Origin of the sequence: Paralimibaculum aggregatum, assembly GCF_030270585.1 — a bacterium.
GTDB lineage: Bacteria > Pseudomonadota > Alphaproteobacteria > Rhodobacterales > Rhodobacteraceae > Thermohalobaculum > Thermohalobaculum aggregatum.
In genome coordinates this window covers 87,794-104,824 of sequence record NZ_BSYI01000003.1, presented here as the reverse complement: position 1 = coordinate 104,824, position 17,031 = coordinate 87,794, and the positions used below count along the sequence as shown (strand labels likewise).

Here is a 17,031-nt window from a genome sequence, read left to right as displayed (position 1 = left end):
TAGTTTGCTACTCTGCCAGGCGTCAATTCAGGGTGGGACCATGAATCTGAGACTGGACAATCCGACCAAGCCGGGCAAGCGGATCATCCCGCACCCGAAGCCGCCGATGACGCTGAAGGAAACCGGGCTCGACCCCGAGTGGATGGCGGATCTGCTGATCAAGACGATCTACCGGCAGAACCTGCAGCTCCCCTCGGAGATGTCGAAGGCGACCAAGCTGCCGATCCCGCTGATCGACAAGCTGATCCAGATCCTCTCGGAGAAGCGGCTGATCGAGGTGAAGGGCCAGCTCGGCGCCTCGCTGACCGCGGAGATGCGCTACCAGCTGCCCTCCGCCGGCAAGGCCTGGGCGCTCGAGGCGCTGGCGCAGTCGGAGTATATCGGCCCGGCGCCGGTGCCGGTGGACATGTTCACCGCCCAGGTGCGCAAGCAGTCGATCCGCTCCGAGGTGCTGACCCGCGAGGCGCTGGAGCGGCAGTTCTCGCATCTCACCATGCCTGACTGGATGACCGAGCAGATCGGCCCGGCGGTGAACTCCGGCCAGTCGATCCTGCTCTACGGCCCGCCGGGCAACGGCAAGTCCTCGATCGCCGAGGCGGTGGCCGCGGCCTATGAGGACTACATCTTCATCCCCCATGCGCTCGAGGTCGACGGCCAGGTCATCACGCTCTACGACCCCACCGTGCACCGGCTGATGGTCGAGGACAACCGCGACCCCGGCAGCATCCGCCACGAGCGCGCCTTCGACGAGCGCTTCATCCGCACCCGGCGGCCGGTGATCATCACCGGCGGCGAGCTCAACCTCGACATGCTCGATCTCTCCTACTCGCCGATCTCCAAGATCTACGAGGCGCCGATCCAGCTGAAGGCCTGCGGCGGGGTGTTCGTGATCGACGATTTCGGCCGCCAGCGCGAGAGCCCGCAGGCGCTGGTCAACCGCATGATCATCCCGCTCGAGGCGAACAAGGACTTCCTGTCGCTGCAGACCGGGCGCAAGTTCCAGATCATCTTCGACGCGCTGGTGGTGTTCTCGACCAACATCAACCCGAAGGAGCTGGTCGATGGCGCGGCGCTGCGCCGGCTGCGCTACAAGATCCTGGTGGACAGCCCGGATATCGAGACCTTCGTCGACATCTTCCACCGCGCCGCCAAGCGTGCGGGGCTCGAGCTCACCGAGGAGATCCTCAGCTTCGTGATGTTCGAGCTCTACGAGAAGGAGGAGGGCGCCAAGGTGCAGGCCTTCCACCCGCGCTTCCTGATCGACCAGATCCTGGCGATCTGCACCTATGAGGGGACCAAGCCGGCGCTGCGCGAGGACTATCTGCGCCGCGCCTGGGGCAACCTCTACACCAAGCACTGAGCGGCGGGGGGCGGCTGGGGGCGGCCGGCGCCGCCCTCGCACCGCCCTAGCGGTCGCCGAGATGCAGCGAGATCTGCTCGGTCAGGTGCTCGATGCGGTTGGCGAGCTGCTCGATGCGCTCCGCCCGCTCGTCGCCCTGCGCCGCGTCGCCGGCGAAGAGATCGGGGGCCGCCTCGCCGTCGCCGAGCGCGCCCGAACGCGCCTCCTCGAGCGCCCGGCGCAGCTCCGCGGTCTCGGTGAGCGCCGCCGCCACCGCGCCTTCGAGCGCCGAGACACGGCCCTCCGCCTCCTTGCGCGCGGCGGCCTCCGCCTCGGCCCGGCGCCCGGCCTCGGCGGCCGCGGCGCGGGCGGCCTCGGCCGCCGCCTCCGCCGCCTCGATCTCGGCTTCGGCCGCCTCGGCATGCCGCTCGCCGCCCTCGGCAAGCGCGGCCTCGAGCTCGGCGATCCGCGCCTCCGCGGCCGCCATCGCCTCGGCATGGGCGGCGGCCGCCGCCTCCGCCTCGGCGATTCGCGCGGTCTCCGCCTCCGAGCCGGCATCGAGCTCGACCATCCGATCGGCGAGGGTCAGCGCGACCATCAGCAGCAGCCGCCCCTCGTCGGGCTGGGTCTGGAGCTGGCGCAGCAGCCGGCGGGCCTCGCCGTCCACCGCCTGGGCGAGCCCGCGCAGATGCCCCTCCTCGCCATCCGCGCAGCCGAGACGATAGGCCCGGCCGGCCACTTCCACGGTCACGTCAGACATGGGTCTCCCCCTCGGGCATGAGCCCCTTGAGATCCTCGAGCGCCGCCTTCACCGCCGCCGTCGCCTCGTTGCGCAGCTCCGCATCGCGCAGCGCCGCCGCCTTCAGCGCCTCGACCTCGGCGGCAAGCCGGTCGCGCTCGGCCTCGGCGCTGGCCAGATCGGCCGCCAGCGCCGCACTCTCCTCACGGTCGGGCCCGCTGCGCAGCGCTGCCATCAGCGCGCCCTCGAGCCCGTCGATCGCCGAGCAGAGCCGCCCGAGCGCCGCCGCGACACGGTCTCCCGCGCCGGTCTCGCCGTCCTGGCTCTCTTCCGCCCGCATCATCCGCACGCCAATTCCGAGATGGGGTCGCTGCCCGTCATGCCGTCCCGTTTCCGCCCCGTTGCTGCTCGCCGCGGCCGCGCCGGCCCGCCTGCACGGGCGGGCGCCGCCCGGCACCCCGCCGCGCGACCCTTCGGTCCCGACGATATCGCAAGCGCCGGACAATGCAATCGCGGCGCGCCCGGCATCCGGCGCCCGTCGCCCGGCGCCCCGCCATCCAGCGGTCCGGCATCCCGCACACCGGCAACATGCACACCCGTAACATGCATGGCGGCAGCGGGCGCAGCCGGAGGGACGATCGCGGCGCGCCCTGCCGAAGGCCGCATCCGCCGGTCCGGCCGGGGTTGACCGCAGGGATGGCCCCGAGCATTGTCGCGCGCGGCAGGAAGGGCCCCCTCGCGGGGCGCTCTGGCGGCAGCAACCGGCGCCGTGGGACCGGCGCACTGAGACATACGGGGACCGAGCGTGAACACGACAACCGAGATACCGGCGGAGGCCCGCACGGACGCGCGCCGTTTCGCGATGGCCAACGCGCTCCGCGTGCTGGCGCTCGACGCGGTGGCGGCCGCGAATTCCGGGCATTCCGGCATGCCGATGGGGATGGCGGATGTCGCCACCGTGCTGTTCGACAGCCATCTGCGCTTCGATCCCAAGGCGCCGCGCTGGCACGACCGCGACCGTTTCGTGCTCTCGGCCGGCCACGGCTCGATGCTGCTCTACGGCCTGCTGCACCTGACCGGCTACGAGGACATGGGCGAGGACCAGATCCGCGCCTTCCGCCAGCTCGGCAGCCGCACCGCCGGGCATCCCGAGTTCGGCCATGCCGCCGGGATCGAGACCACCACCGGCCCGCTCGGCCAGGGCCTGGCCAATGCCGTCGGCATGGCGATCGCCGAGGAGGCGCTGCGGGCGCGCTTCGGCGCCAGGGTGTTCGACCACCACACCTGGGTGATCGCCGGCGACGGCTGCCTGATGGAGGGCGTCAGCCAGGAGGCGATCACCCTCGCCGGCCATCTCGCGCTCTCGCGCCTGATCGTGCTCTGGGACGACAACGGCATCTCGATCGACGGCAAGGTCTCGCTGACCGACAGCACCGACCAGCGCGCCCGCTTCGAGGCCTCGGGCTGGGTGACCCGCGCGGTCAACGCCCATGACCATGCCGATATCGAGGCGGCGCTCGCCTGGGCCAAGGCGCAGAAGCAGCCGGTGATGCTGGCCTGCAAGTCGCATATCGGCTTCGGCGCGCCGACCCTGCAGGACACCGCCAAGGCGCATGGCGCGATCACCGGGGCCGACGAGATCGCCGGCGCCAAGGCGGCGATCGGCTGGGAGGGCAAGGCGCCCTTCGAGATCCCCGCCGCGATCCGCGCCGACTGGGCCCGCGCCGCCGCCCGCGGCGCCGAGGCCCGCGCCGAGTGGCAGGCCCGCTTCGCCGCGCTCACCCCCGCCCGCCAGGCCGAGATCGACCGCGTGATGGCCGGCGAGGCGCCGAAGAAGCTCGCCTCGGCGGTGCGCAAGCTGAAGCGCCGCCTCGCCGAGGAGGCGCCGAAGATGGCCACCCGCAAGGCCTCCGAGGTGGCGCTGGCCGAGATCAACCCGGTGATGCGCGAGACCATCGGCGGCTCGGCCGACCTGACCGGCTCCAACAACACCCGCACCGCCGATCTCGGCGTGTTCTCGGCCGCCGACCGCAAGGGCCGCTACATCCATTACGGCATCCGCGAGCACGGCATGGCGGCGGCGATGAACGGCATCGCGCTGCATGGCGGGCTGGCGCCCTATGGCGGCACCTTCCTCTGCTTTGCCGATTATGCCCGGCCCTCGATCCGGCTCTCGGCGCTGATGGGCGTGCGCACGGTCTACGTGATGACGCACGACTCGATCGGCCTCGGCGAGGACGGCCCGACGCACCAGCCGGTCGAGCATCTGGCGATGCTGCGCGCGACGCCGGGGCTCAACGTGTTCCGCCCGGCCGATGCGGTGGAGACCGCGGAGGCCTGGGAGCTGGCGCTCTCCGCCGCCGGCCCCTCGGTGCTGGCGCTGACCCGGCAGAACCTGCCGGCGGTGCGCACCGCCCATGTCAACCGCAACGAGGTCGGCCGCGGCGCCTACATCCTCGCCGAGGCCGAGGCGAAGCGCGCGGCGGTCATCGTCGCCACCGGCTCGGAGGTCGAGATCGCGATGGCCGCCAAGGCGATGCTCGAGGCCGAGGAGATCGGCACGCGGGTCGTCTCGATGCCCTGCTGGGAGCTCTTCGAGGCGCAGGACGAGACCTATCGCCGGCGCGTCCTGCCGCCGGGGCCGGTGCGCGTCGGTGTCGAGGCGGCGGTCCGCACCGGCTGGGACCGCTGGCTCTGCGGCGAGCGCGGCTCGGCCAAGAAGGCGGGCTTCGTCGGGATGGAGGGCTTCGGCGCCTCGGCGCCCTATCAGGAGCTCTACAAGTCGTTCGGGATCACCGCCGAGGCGGTCGCCGCCGAGGTGCGCCGCCTGCTCTGAGCCGGCCCTGCCGCAACGCGAAAGGGCGCCCCGCGGGGCGCCCTTTTCGTCTCTCCGCTCCCGCCGCCGGGCGGGCCTGCCGCCGCGGCGCGCCGTCCGCTCAGGCGGCCCGGCGCCGGCGCCGCGCGGCGAGGCCGAGGCCGGCCAGCCCTGCCAACATCATCGGCAGCGCCGCCGGCACCGGCAGCTCGACGACCTCGAAGCCGAGCACGCCGCCGGAGCCGTTGAACAGCACCGAGAAATTCTGGTTCGGCTGGATGAAGGCATCGGTGAAGGCGAGGCCTGCCACGCAGTTGTCGCCCGCCGTGCCGGTGCTCGGCGGCGCCGGGTTGCACGAGCCGTCGCCCCCGGCGACGCCGTCGATCTCGATCTCGCCCCATGCGACGCCGTTGACGATCACCGTCGCGTCGACATCGTCGATGAAGGTCAGCCGGTCGAGGCGCACGGGCATGTCGCTGAGCAGCGTGAAGGTGAGCAGCGTGGTGGCCGCGAGATCGTTCGGCACCGAGCTGCCGCTGTCCTGCACCACCAGCGAGTTTTCCGACACGTTGAAGAGCGGATTGATATCCTCGACGCCGTTCAGCGCCAGGTTGACGATCGGGTCGGTGTCGATGGCGACCGGCACCAGGTCCGGGTCCTGCGCCGGGCTGTCGAGCGAGGGGACGAACAGCGTCACGTCGCGCGCCGTCGTGCCCTGCAGCGCCGAGAGGCCGAATCGCACGGAGAGACCATCGGGGTCGAGCAGCTCGATCACGCCGATCCGGCTCGAGGACGGTGAATCCATCACGTCCTGCCCCGGTATGTCCGGGAACTCGCCATAGTCGAAGTCGAAGACCACCGCACCGGCCGGCCCCGCCGACCACATCACGCCTGCGGACACCGCAGCCATGACAACGCGCTTGACATACCGCACGTCACTTCTCCCTCACCCACACGCATAAGGTGATACAGGACTGGCAACCGACACACAAGAAATTTGCCGCTGCAACCGTTTTCCCGGGCGATGACAATCTCGGCACCAGGCCGGAGGCGCGCCGGCTGCGCCGACCCGGCCGCATCGCCCCCGCAAGGGCCGATGCCCCCGATTCGCTGCCTGCATCGCCGCCGCCCCGGCACCATCGCGCCGATCCGGTCAGATCTGTGCAAAAAAGACATGCATTCTGCGAATTAATGTCACAATCGAAAGACGCACGCGTAAATTGATTTGCGGCCCGGGATCGCAAGCTCTAGGATCAGGCATGGGTAAGGTGTTTATTTTTGGGGGTGAGTGCATGGCACAGTCGACCAGCTTGCGTCGTTTGACGATCGCGTCGGTTGCGGGCTTCTGCGGTGTTTTCGCCGCCGCCGGAAGCGCCGTTGCGGTAACCTATGACGAGCCGAACGATCTCTATACCCTGACCGTCGGGGATCTCGTCCTCTCGCCGGTCGGAACGTCGATCAACACCACGCCGGTTCCGTCCACCGAGACCGGGGATCTCTCCGGCACGGCGGCGGGCACGCGCGACCTGAACGGTGGCGGCACGGCATCGGAAACGGCACTCGTCAGCGCCGGCCTCTCGGGGCAGCAGAGCCTCTACAACTCGCAGAACGAGTTCGCCAAGGTGAACCCCGGCGGCCCCTTCCCGGCCTCCGCGAGCACCACCGACACGGTCTCGCTCGGCCTGATCCCGGTGGTGACGCGGCCGGTGATCTATGACGAGAACGGGGTCGAGGACCCCAACGTCATGGAGGACCCGCTCGGCTATTTCGAGTTCGCGCTCGATTTCAACGAGACCAACAACGAGACCGGGACCGCGGTCATCAACGGCCTGGTGGCGGATCTGCGGATCGACGTGCTGACCCAGACCAACCAGACCATCAACGTCTTCCAGATCACCGACGACATCCTCGTGGTCAACGACAACTCCGGCGGCCAGAACTCGCTGCTCGGCACCGCGACGGACATCGCGGTCTATGTACCGGTCGGCGCCTTCGTGCGCGCCGCGCAGGACCAGAACGCCAACAACACCGGCATCTTCACCGGCAACGACACGCTGCAGTTCACCTGGACCGACAGCCTCGAATCCGGCGGCCCGGACCAGTGGCTGCGGCGGAGCTGCGTCTCCGAGGGCGGCTCGGCCTTCTGCTTCGGCGGCGACGACGTGATGGAGCTGCCGGTTCCCGGCGCGCTGCCGCTGCTGCTCACCGCGCTCGGCGGGCTGGGCGGGCTCGCCGCCATGCGCCGGCGCAAGGCGGCGGCCTGAGCGCCGCCGCTCCCGCCCCGCGCCGGCCCTTCCCGCGGCCGGCACCCGGCCTTCCGGGCGCCGCATAGGGCCCCGCATCGGGCCCCGCATCGGGCGACGGAGCCTTGCATTCCCGCGAAACCCGGTCGCGCGCCCTGCCGCGGCGATTGACCATGTGGGCGGCCGCGGGCTAGGAGAGCCCGTCAAAGGGCGGCGAGACCGCCCCTGTCCCATAAACCGGAGGATGCCATGGCGGTGAAGGTCGCGATCAACGGGTTCGGACGCATCGGGCGCAACGTGCTGCGCGCCATCGTGGAGTCGGGCCGGACCGATATCGAGGTGGTGGCGATCAACGATCTCGGCCCGGTCGAGACCAATGCCCACCTGATGCGCTATGACAGCGTGCATGGCCGCTTCCCCGGCACCGTGACGGTGGATGGCGACACCATGGATGTCGGCCGCGGCCCGATCCGCGTCACCGCGGTGCGCAACCCGGCCGAGCTGCCCTGGGGCGATGTCGACATCGCGATGGAGTGCACCGGCGTGTTCGCCTCGAAGGAGAAGGCCGCCGCGCATCTCGAGAACGGCTCCAAGCGCGTGCTGGTCTCGGCCCCGGCCTCGGGCGCCGACAAGACCATCGTCTACGGCGTGAACCACACCGCGATCACCGCCGACGACCGGGTGATCTCCAACGCCTCCTGCACCACCAACTGCCTCGCCCCGGTGGCGCATGTGCTGCACAGCGCGATCGGCATCGAGCGCGGCGTGATGACCACGGTGCACTCCTATACCGGCGACCAGCCGACGCTCGACACCATGCACAAGGATCTCTACCGCGGCCGCGCCGCGGCGATGAGCATGATCCCGACCTCGACCGGCGCCGCCAAGGCGGTGGGCCTGGTGCTGCCCGAGCTCAACGGCAAGCTCGACGGCTTCGCGATCCGCGTGCCGACGCCGAACGTCTCGCTGGTGGATCTCAAGTTCGTCGCCAGCCGCGAGACCAGCGCCGAGGAGATCAACGACGCGATCCGCGCCGCCGCCGGCCAGTCGCTGAAGGGCGTGCTGGGCTTCACCGACGAGAAGCTGGTGAGCTCCGATTTCAACCACGACCCGCATTCCAGCGTGTTCCACTGCGACCAGACCAAGGTGCTCGAGGGCACCCTCGTCTCGGTGCTGTCGTGGTATGACAACGAGTGGGGCTTCTCCAACCGCATGGCCGACACCGCGGTGGCCATGGCCGCGCATATCTGAGGCGCCCGCGCCCGACATCGCCGGAGCCATTGCGAAGGGTTGCAACCTGCCGGGTTGCAGCCCTTCAACCGTATGGCAGGATGACCTGACGGAAACAACCAGGGGGAGAAGCCCCATGGGTACCAGGCTTCCATCGGGCCTCGCCATCCTCGGGCTGGTGTTCGGCACGCTCTTCGCGATCACCTGGCTGGCCGGCGAGTTCCCGGCCTTCCGCAAGGTTCTCGCGGCCTTCGGGCTGAGCTGACGCGGCAGGCGCATCCGCGGCCCGCCCGGCCCGCCCTGGCGCGGCCGCCCGCCGCCGCGCCAGTTGCCCCGCCCCCCTCTCCCGCCGGCCTCTCCCCTTGCATTGGCGCGCCGGGAAAGCCAAAGCGTGGGGGTGCGACGAGACCCCTGTCCCGGAGAACCCCGATGCCCTTCCGCACACTCGACGACTTCGATCCCCACGGCAAACGCGTCCTCGTGCGCGTCGATCTCAACGTGCCGGTCAGCAAAGGCCGGGTGACCGACGCGACCCGCATCGAGGCCCATGCCCCGACCATCCGCGCGCTCGCCGAGGCCGGCGCCCGGGTCATCCTGCTGGCGCATTTCGGGCGGCCCAAGGGCAAGGTCGTGGAGGCGCTCTCGCTGGCCCAGGTGGTGCCGGCGCTGGTCGGCGCCACCGGCCTCAGCGTGATGTTCGCCGAGGAGAGCGGCGCCTTCGACGTCGCCCAGCGGATCGCCTCGATGTCCGATGGCGACGTCATGCTGCTGGAGAACATCCGCATGCATCCCGGCGAGGAGGCCAACGATCCGGCCTTCGTCGCCAAGCTGGCGGCGCTCGGCGATGCCTATGTCAACGACGCATTCTCGGCCGCGCACCGCGCCCATGCCTCGACCGAGGGGCTGGCCCGCGCCCTGCCCGCCTATGCCGGGCGGCTGATGGCGGCGGAGCTCTCGGCGCTGGAGCGCGCGCTGACCGCGCCGGAGCGGCCGGTGGTCGCCATCGTCGGCGGCGCCAAGGTCTCGACCAAGCTCGACCTGCTCGGCAACCTCATCCACAAGGTCGACGAGATCGTGATCGGCGGCGGCATGGCCAACACCTTCCTCGCCGCGCAGGGCCTGCCCGTGGGCCGCTCGCTCTGCGAGCACGAGATGGGCGGCACCGCGCGCGAGATCCTCGGCAAGGCCGCCGCCGCGGGCTGCGCCATCCATCTGCCGAAGGACATCGTGGTGGCCCGCGCCTTCGAGGCGAACGCCCCGCACGAGACCCTGCCCGCCGATGCCTGCCCGGAGGATGCGATGATCCTCGATGCCGGGCCGGAGACCGTCGCCGCCCTCGCCGCGCGCTTCGAGGCGGCCCGGACGGTGGTGTGGAACGGCCCGCTCGGCGCCTTCGAGCTGCCCCCGTTCAACGCCGCGACCGATGCGGCGGCGAAGACGGTCGCGGCGCTGACCGAGGCCGGGCGGCTGCTCTCGGTCGCCGGCGGCGGCGACACGGTGGCGGCGCTCAACGTCTCCGGCGCGGCGGCGCGGTTCTCCTATGTCTCGACCGCCGGCGGGGCCTTCCTCGAATGGCTCGAGGGCAAGACGCTGCCCGGGGTCGCGGCGCTCGAGGCCTGAGCCCGGGCATGGCGCCGGCCGCGCGCAGCGGCCGCGCCGCCCCCCGCCAGCCGGCCGCCGCCGCCCGGCCGGCGGCGAAGCATTTGACGCATGGGCAGATTCTCGCATTGTCGGGCGGCGAATCGTGCTAGGCATTCTCCGCCAAGCATGACCCGGAGGAGAATACATGAAACTCCAGCGCTCCCTTTGCCTCGCATCAGCGCTCGCGCTCGCCGTCGGCTCCGCCCCGGCCCGCGCCCAGAGCCCGGCGGATATCGCCAGCGCCGAGGCCGCTCTGAATTTCGTCCAGCGCCTCGCGGCCACCTATGTGGTGCTGATCGCGCGCGCCGCCGTCGATCTCACCTATGACAGCCTGACCATCGACACCGGCGGCCAGGAGACCGTCATCAACGGGCTGGTGCTGCGCCCGGATCTCGACTGGGATACCGAGGGCGCCTGCGCGATCGCCATCGACCGGGTCGCGGCCACCAGCTCGCCCAGCCTCGAGGTTCTCGAGAGCGTCATCGAGCTGAGCGGCGTCAGCGTTCCGGCCGCCTGCTTCGACCCGGGCACCGGCGCGATGCTCTCGAGCTTCGGCTACCCGACCCTCGGCGTCGACCGCGCCGCCATCACCATCGCCTACGACGTCCCGAGCTCCGGCGCGCATATGCTTGTCTCGGCCGACATTCCCGATGCCGCGGACATCACCGTCTCGGCCGATTTCGACTATGTCTGGTTCACCGGGCTGCTCGAGGGCGACGACCCCGAGCCGGTGGCCAAGCTCGCCTCGGCCGAGCTGGTGCTCGAGAATGCCGGGCTGTGGGAGCGTGTCTCGCCGATGCTCGGCCAGCAGTTCGGCGATCTCAACCAGATCCCGGCGATGGTCGGCCCGATGCTCGGCCAGATGCTCGCCGAGCCCGGCCAGGCGCCCGGCGCCGATGCCCAGGCCTTCATCGACAACCTCTCCAGCGAGCTCGCCCGCTTCATCGAGAACGGCGACCGGCTGGTGCTGAGCATCGAGCCCGAGGGCGGGCTCTGGCTCTCCGACGACATCTTCGACACCCCGCAATCGACCCTCGCGGCGCTGCAGCCGCGGCTCTCCGGCGCCCCGATCGGCATCTCGCGGATGCTCTCGCCGAGCGAGCTCTCGGCGGCGATGTCCGGCGGCGGCGGTCTCGACGAGGCGACCCGCCTGAAGGCCGGCGCGGCGCTGATCACCGGCATCGGCGCGCCCAAGGCCCAGGCCGACGGCATCGCGCTGCTGGCGCCGATGGCCAATGCCTGGAACGCCGAGGCCGCCAAGCTGGTCGCCGACGCGCTGGCGGCGAGCGGCCAGACCGCCGAAGCCTATGACATGGCGCTGAAGGCGGCGGCCGGCGGTGCTGCCGGCGCCACCGGTGCGGCGGATGCGCTGGAGGCCCGGCTCGGCGCCGCCGAGGTGCTGGCCGCGCAGGCCGGCGCGCTGGAGAGCTGGCCGGCGCTGGCCGGCTGGATCAACGCCAAGGAGGCGGCCCAGTCGACCGGCGACATCGCCGAGCTGCGCCGGCTCGCCTTCGCCGCCAGCGCCGGCCGCGGCATGCCCCGCAGCTATCGCGAGGCCTATTACCTCGCGGCGCTCGCGGCGGCCGGGGGCGACAGCGGCGCCGCCGCGCTGCGTGACCGGATCGACACCCGCTTCACCGACGTGACCGGCACCCGCGAGGCCGCCTGGGTCGAGGCCGGCAACGCCGCCGCCTCGGCCGCGCTGGGCGCCTGGACCGGCGGCATCGCCAACCAGGTGATGACCCGCTACGGCGTCCAGTAACGCCCGGCGGCAGCGCCGACAGCATCGTTCCGGGGCTCGAGGGCCCCGGAACCCCCTGCGGGCCCACGCCCGCTTGACCGGCCAGCCCGCCCCGGATACCTCGAAGGCAGATCTTCGACCGAGGCAGAATTGAGGGCATGGCGATGAAGGCAACCCGCGCCGTTCAGCGGATCCTGAGCAACTACGAAGCCGACAATCCCGGCGTGAAGGGCAATCTCTGCCGCATGCTGATGACCGGCAAGCTCGGCGGCACCGGCAAGATGATCATCCTGCCGGTCGACCAGGGCTTCGAGCATGGCCCGGCGCGCAGCTTCGCCCCCAACCCGGCGGCTTATGACCCGCACTACCACTACCAGCTCGCGATCGATGCCGGGCTCAACGCCTTCGCCGCGCCGCTCGGCATGTTGGAGGCCGGCGCCGACACCTTCGCCGGGCAGATCCCGACCATCCTGAAGGCGAACTCGGCGAACTCGCTGATCCCGAGCGAGGCGCCGAAGGACCAGGCGATCACCGCAAGCGTCGACGACGCGCTGCGCCTCGGCTGCTCGGCGATCGGCTTCACGATCTATCCCGGCTCCTCGGCCGGCCTCGAGATGTTCGAGGAGATCTCGCAGATGCGCGAGGAGGCCGCGGCCAAGGGCGTCGCCACGGTGATCTGGTCCTATCCGCGCGGCGAGGCGCTCACCAAGGACGGCGAGACGGCGATCGACATCGCGGCCTATGCGACGCAGATCGCGGCGCTGCTCGGCGCGCATGTCATCAAGGTGAAGCTCTCCACCGACCATCTCGAGCTGAAGGAGGCCAGGAAGGTCTACGAGGGCGAGAAGATCGACATCTCCACCCAGGCGGCGCGGGTGGCGGACTGCGTGAAATCGGCCTTCAACGGCCGGCGCATCATCGTCTTCTCCGGCGGCTCCAAGAAGGGCGCCGACAGCGTCTATGACGATGCCCGCGCGATCCGCGACGGCGGCGGCAACGGCTCGATCATCGGGCGCAACACCTTCCAGCGCCCGCGCGAGGACGCGCTCGACATGCTGGGCAAGCTGGTCGACATCTATCGCGGCAAGGCCTGATCGCCGGCCGCGCCGCGCTGCCCGCCACCCCGCCGCTCGCGGCGGGGTGTCCGTGCAGCCCCGGGTCGGTCGTCCGCGCCCGCCTCAGATCGGCGGCAGGTTGCGCAGGACGACGTCCTCGATCAGGGTCTCGCGGCGGTAGCCGCGCTTCTCGAGCTGCTCGTCGCTCATCCGCGAGAGCCACTCGTATTCCCGCATCGCGCGGTTGACCTGCGGGATCGCCGACATCGCGACGAAGATCCGGCCGATCCCGGAGAGGGCCGCGAGAACCCCCTGCCAGACGCGGAGCGGGATCGACCTGCCGTCGCCCTGTCCGCCAACGGCCGGTGCCTGGTGAAACATGCTGCCTGTGATTGTGCTCTTGATCGTCATGGGAGTGCTCCTGTTCGATTAGGCCGGGCACCCGTCCCGCGTTTCCATGTCCTGATAATCGGTATTATATTGCGCCGCAGCAAGACTGCCCAATGAGAAGCCGCCTTTCGCCGGATGCATGGCTCTTGGGCAGCGGGCCTGCCTCGAGCGGCGGCAGACCGGCGCCGCTGCTCAGAGTCTGCTCTCCAGATCGTTGACATTGATGCCCAGCGTCTCGAGGCCGGCCTCGAGGTGATCGGCCAGCAGCGGCGAGCCGAGCAGGTAGCGCGCGGTCGGCCCGGCCCGCCGGGCCTGCGCCTCGGCGACATAGTCGGCTAACTCGTCGGCGCCGGCCCCCTCGCGCCCGATCCAGAACACGGCGACCAGCTCGGCCTGCTGGTCGAGGTTGAGATCCTGGATCCAGTTGGTCAGCTCCTCGGCGGAGGGGTCGTTGCCGCGGTCCTCCAGCACGCCCATCGCGTCGTCCTCCTCGGCCTCCGCGCCGGCGGTGTCGACATCCTTTACATCGAGCTCGCGGGCCTTGACGATGATCCAGCCGATGGTCTCGAGGGGAATGGTGAGCATGGATGCAGCCTCCTGTTTGCTGCTCCGGCAATGGCCCCGGACGGGGTGCGCGGCATTGACCTGGAACAAGCCCGCGGGCGCCGCGCCGCAGCGCGGCCGGACGGCGGAGGGACATGCATGACCGCAGCGGAGCTGATCCGGGTTCTCGGCCTCGAGCGCCATCCCGAGGGCGGCTGGTATCGCGAGACCTGGCGCGCCGAGGCGCCGGAGGGCAGCCGCGCCGCCGGCACCGCGATCTACTACCTGCTCGAAGGCGGCGACCATTCGCACTGGCACCGGGTCGATGCCGCGGAGATCTGGCACTGGTATGCCGGCGGGCCGCTCGCGCTCACCCTCTCGCCGGACGGGCACGACGCCGAGAGCCACCGCCTCGGGCCGGAGATCCTCGCCGGCCAGCGCCCGCAGCTCTGCGTGCCGAAGGGCTGGTGGCAGACCGCGGCCTCGCTCGGCGCCTTCACCCTGGTCGGCTGCACCGTCGCGCCGGGCTTCGAGTTCTCCGGCTTCGAGATGGCCCCGCCGGACTGGCGGCCGACCCCCCGCGCGCCGGGCTGAGGGCTCAGCCCCGCCGGCGCCGGCTGCCGAGCAGCAGGATGCCGGAGACCAGCAGCAGCCCGCCTGCCGGCAGCGGCACGTCGCCGGAGGCCGCCGGGTTGGAGGGCACGGCGAAGGAATAGCTCGCGCTGCCCGAATTGCCGACGAAGCCGACATAGAGCGGCGCGGTGAACCCCGCGGTGGTGGGAATATTGATCACCAGCGGCACGTTGTTCTGCGGGTTGGCCGAGGCCAGGAAGCCGTCGAAGGCGCCGGTGAAGGGCGAGTCCTTGGCGAGCACGTTCAGGCTGCCGTCGAAATTCGGCGCGGTGAAGGTCACGGTGAGGGTCTGCACGCCGTCCGGCAGGTCGGGAAAGACGAAATAGTCGCTGTCCCCGCCGAAGATCGTGCCGGTGATCAGGTCGATCCCGGCCGGGATCGCGGTCGGCGCGCCGAAGGCATTGCTGACATCGCCGTCGGTCGATTCGTTATAGGTCGCCGCCTGTGCCGATCCGGCAAGGGCGAGACCCGCCACGGCAGCAGCCGCGGAAAACCTGCGCAAATCCAAGACACACTCCCAACGCCCACGATTATCCGGTGGCAGATTAGGATCCGTCACCAAATCTTCAAGCGAAATTCACGGGCAGGCATGTGCGCGGCCGGCGCGGGATGGCTATGGTCGCCCCGGCGCGCGCCCCGCCCCGGGGCCGCGGCAACGACGGAGCCGCCCATGTTCGGCGAGATCACCCATTGCGACATCGGCTGGTGCCTGACCGATCCGGAGGGCGGCTTCGCCTTCGCGCCGCCGCGCACCGTGTTCTCGACGCGCAGCCGGCCGCTCGGCGCGCGGGCGATCCAGAACTGCCCGGCGGTGAACGCGCTGGAGCGGCAGATCGTCGAGATCCCCTCGCCGGTCACGCTGCGCCTGGCGCTCGAGGAGGAGGCCGGCGGCCCGGCGCTCGCGGTGATCGACCAGGGCACCTTCGTGCAGCCGGAGCGGATCGGCGAGATGCTCGCGCTCGAGCCGCCGGCGCGCTGGCGCCACCCGAAAAAGCCGGTGCTGACGCTGACCCTGCCGCTGTTCCTGGTGACCGACACGCCCTGCTGCGTCTCGCTGGTGCCGCCCTTCCTCGGCGCGCCGATGCGGCGCTGGCCGGGCAGCATGGTGGCCGCGCGCTGGCCGCTCTGGCTCTGGCCGCAGACCCTGGTCTGGGCCTTCGAGTGGGACCGGCCGGGCGAGCAGCTGACGCTGCGCCAGGGCGAGCCGCTGGCCTATGCGCTGCTCGAGTTCAACCACCCGCAGAAGCGCCCGCGCCTCGTCGAGGCCGAGCTGACCCCGGAGCTGGCGGACTACCGCGCCGGGATGCAGGGCATCCACCACATCACCGGCGATCTCGAGGCGATCTGGGCCGCCGCCGGCGCCCGCCGCCCGCGCCGCCTGCTGGTGCCGCGCGAGACCGCCGCCGCGCAGGCCGATGCCGCGGGGGCCGATGGCGCACGGGCCGATGCCGCGCGGGCAGATACCGCACCGGCCGATGCCGGGCGGACCGACGCCGCACAGGCCGACGCCGCGCGGGCCGATGGCGCACGGGCCGATGCTGCGGGGTCCGATGTCCCGCGGGCGGACGCCGCGCTTGCCGACGCCGCGCGGGTTGATACCGCAAGGGCCGATGGCGCACGGACCGATGCTGCGCGGGCCGATCCCGCACAGGCCGATGCCACAGGGGTCGATGATGCGCGGGCCGATGCCGCGCGGGCCGACGCCGCGCGGGCCGACGCCGCGCAGGCTGATACCGTACCGGCCGATGCCGGGCGGACCGACGCCGTACAGGCCGACGCCGCGCGGGCCGATGGCGCACGGGCCGATACCGCACGGACCAATGCCGCAGGGGCCGACAAGGCGCGGGCCGATGTCGCCTGATCGCGCCGCCCCGCGTGCGCCGATCGGCTGGCGCATGCAGTCGCCGCAGGCCGCGCTCGCCTTCCTGCCGCCGGAGCCGCTGCCGCCGGCGGTCGCGGCGCTGGCCGGCGGGCTCGGCGCGCGGCTGATCCAGGCCCGCGCCGGTTTCGACCTGCGGGTGCGGATCTCGCCGCCGGCGGTGCGGCCGGTGCGCTTCATGCGGGTGGCGGAGCCCGGCGGGCTCTCGGAGGCGGGCTTCCAGGGGCTCGCCACGCATGTCCTGCCGGCCGCCCAGCGCGGCCCGGACCACCCGGCGCTCCAGCTCTCGCTCAACCTCCACCTGGTCACCGACCGGCCCTGCACGCTGAGCCTGCTGCCGCCCTTCCTGGCCGAGAGCTTCAGGGGCTGGCCCGGCACGCTGACCTGCGGGCGCTTCCCGCTCACGCACTGGCCGCGGGCGCTCAACGCGGTGCTGGAATGGCAGGACCGCGACCGCGACTGGGTGATCCGCCGCGGCGATCCGCTGGCCTATCTGCTGCCGGAGTTCGACGACCCGGCGCTGCTGCCGGAGCTGTTCGAGGCGGCGGACACCCCTGCCCTCGCGCGCCATGTCCGGATGGTCGACAACGTCTCGAGCTTCGGGCGCAATGTCGGCCCGATGTTCGCCGAGGCCGCCCGGCGCCGCCCGCCGCGGCTGCTCGCCCGCAGGGACACCGGCGCCCCGCCCTGGGACGGCGCCTGAAACCCGCGCCCGCGCGCCGCCGCGGTTGACAAGCCGCGCCGCCCCGCGCCAGACCGGAGCCGGTCCGGACCGGAGCCGCG

At 71.5% G+C, this 17,031-nt stretch carries 17 protein-coding genes; 11 read left to right on the top strand and 6 right to left on the bottom strand.

Translation table 11 applies throughout. The features are described 5' to 3' along the window. Window positions 1–40 precede the first annotated feature (40 nt). Entirely contained in the window at window positions 41–1,360 is a 1,320-nt protein-coding gene (locus QSJ97_RS02745; RefSeq protein WP_285670009.1) for a DUF8689 domain-containing protein, read from the top strand. 46 nt (window positions 1,361–1,406) lie between these two features. Here the strand turns inward: QSJ97_RS02745 and QSJ97_RS02740 are convergent, their stop codons facing one another. Both QSJ97_RS02740 and QSJ97_RS02735 read right to left on the bottom strand, forming a co-directional pair. After that, window positions 1,407–2,099, bottom strand: a complete 693-nt coding sequence (locus tag QSJ97_RS02740) for a cell division protein ZapA (RefSeq protein WP_285670008.1) — start codon at window positions 2,097–2,099, stop codon at window positions 1,407–1,409. Then, the gene (locus QSJ97_RS02735) at window positions 2,092–2,421 is read right to left on the bottom strand and encodes a hypothetical protein (RefSeq protein WP_285670007.1); all 330 of its coding nucleotides are present in this window, start codon (window positions 2,419–2,421) and stop codon (window positions 2,092–2,094) included. Before QSJ97_RS02735 ends, QSJ97_RS02740 begins: the two co-directional genes overlap by 8 nt. A 519-nt stretch (window positions 2,422–2,940) precedes the next feature. Here QSJ97_RS02735 and tkt point away from each other — a divergent pair. Next, window positions 2,941–4,914: a transketolase gene (gene tkt, locus QSJ97_RS02730; RefSeq protein ID WP_285670114.1), complete on the top strand. Its 1,974-nt coding sequence runs from the start codon at window positions 2,941–2,943 to the stop codon at window positions 4,912–4,914. Between the two features lie 100 nt (window positions 4,915–5,014). Here tkt and QSJ97_RS02725 read toward each other — a convergent pair whose 3' ends face one another. Then, entirely contained in the window at window positions 5,015–5,803 is a 789-nt protein-coding gene (locus QSJ97_RS02725; RefSeq protein WP_285670006.1) for a hypothetical protein, read from the bottom strand. 382 nt (window positions 5,804–6,185) lie between these two features. Here QSJ97_RS02725 and QSJ97_RS02720 point away from each other — a divergent pair, with 382 nt between their 5' ends. The 6 genes from QSJ97_RS02720 (at window position 6,186) to QSJ97_RS02695 (ending at window position 12,842) form a co-directional block, all read left to right on the top strand. Beyond that, window positions 6,186–7,157 carry a hypothetical protein gene (locus tag QSJ97_RS02720; RefSeq protein ID WP_285670005.1) on the top strand — a complete coding sequence of 324 codons (972 nt, stop codon included), beginning with the start codon at window positions 6,186–6,188 and terminating at the stop codon, window positions 7,155–7,157. A gap of 228 nt (window positions 7,158–7,385) precedes the next feature. Beyond that, window positions 7,386–8,387: a type I glyceraldehyde-3-phosphate dehydrogenase gene (gene gap / locus QSJ97_RS02715; protein ID WP_285670004.1), complete on the top strand. Its 1,002-nt coding sequence runs from the start codon at window positions 7,386–7,388 to the stop codon at window positions 8,385–8,387. A gap of 115 nt (window positions 8,388–8,502) precedes the next feature. After that, complete coding sequence (locus tag QSJ97_RS02710; RefSeq protein WP_285670003.1) at window positions 8,503–8,631, top strand: hypothetical protein; 129 nt, start codon at window positions 8,503–8,505, stop codon at window positions 8,629–8,631. Window positions 8,632–8,795: 164 nt separating this feature from the next. Further along, window positions 8,796–9,986 carry a phosphoglycerate kinase gene (locus QSJ97_RS02705; protein WP_285670002.1) on the top strand — a complete coding sequence of 397 codons (1,191 nt, stop codon included), beginning with the start codon at window positions 8,796–8,798 and terminating at the stop codon, window positions 9,984–9,986. A 166-nt stretch (window positions 9,987–10,152) separates the two neighbouring features. After that, complete coding sequence (locus QSJ97_RS02700) at window positions 10,153–11,769, top strand: aq_1923 C-terminal domain (protein WP_285670001.1); 1,617 nt, start codon at window positions 10,153–10,155, stop codon at window positions 11,767–11,769. A gap of 143 nt (window positions 11,770–11,912) precedes the next feature. Next, a complete protein-coding gene (locus tag QSJ97_RS02695; protein ID WP_285670113.1) occupies window positions 11,913–12,842 on the top strand; it encodes a class I fructose-bisphosphate aldolase in 930 nt (309 codons plus the stop codon). 84 nt (window positions 12,843–12,926) lie between these two features. Here QSJ97_RS02695 and QSJ97_RS02690 read toward each other — a convergent pair whose 3' ends face one another. Further along, complete coding sequence (locus QSJ97_RS02690) at window positions 12,927–13,214, bottom strand: hypothetical protein (protein ID WP_285670000.1); 288 nt, start codon at window positions 13,212–13,214, stop codon at window positions 12,927–12,929. A 171-nt stretch (window positions 13,215–13,385) separates the two neighbouring features. After that, on the bottom strand, window positions 13,386–13,778 hold the full coding sequence (locus QSJ97_RS02685; RefSeq protein WP_285669997.1) for a DUF3775 domain-containing protein: 393 nt from the start codon (window positions 13,776–13,778) through the stop codon (window positions 13,386–13,388). 117 nt (window positions 13,779–13,895) lie between these two features. Between QSJ97_RS02685 and QSJ97_RS02680 the strand changes: the two genes are divergently transcribed. Further along, window positions 13,896–14,330 (top strand): cupin domain-containing protein, encoded by a 435-nt coding sequence (locus QSJ97_RS02680; RefSeq protein ID WP_285669996.1) that lies wholly within the window; start codon window positions 13,896–13,898, stop codon window positions 14,328–14,330. Between the two features lie 4 nt (window positions 14,331–14,334). Here QSJ97_RS02680 and QSJ97_RS02675 read toward each other — a convergent pair whose 3' ends face one another. Then, a complete protein-coding gene (locus tag QSJ97_RS02675) occupies window positions 14,335–14,877 on the bottom strand; it encodes a hypothetical protein (protein WP_285669995.1) in 543 nt (180 codons plus the stop codon). A gap of 162 nt (window positions 14,878–15,039) precedes the next feature. Here QSJ97_RS02675 and QSJ97_RS02670 point away from each other — a divergent pair, with 162 nt between their 5' ends. Then, a complete protein-coding gene (locus tag QSJ97_RS02670; protein WP_285669994.1) occupies window positions 15,040–16,230 on the top strand; it encodes a hypothetical protein in 1,191 nt (396 codons plus the stop codon). After that, on the top strand, window positions 16,220–16,951 hold the full coding sequence (locus QSJ97_RS02665) for a hypothetical protein (RefSeq protein WP_285669993.1): 732 nt from the start codon (window positions 16,220–16,222) through the stop codon (window positions 16,949–16,951). Before QSJ97_RS02670 ends, QSJ97_RS02665 begins: the two co-directional genes overlap by 11 nt. The last annotated feature ends 80 nt before the right edge of the window (window positions 16,952–17,031 follow it).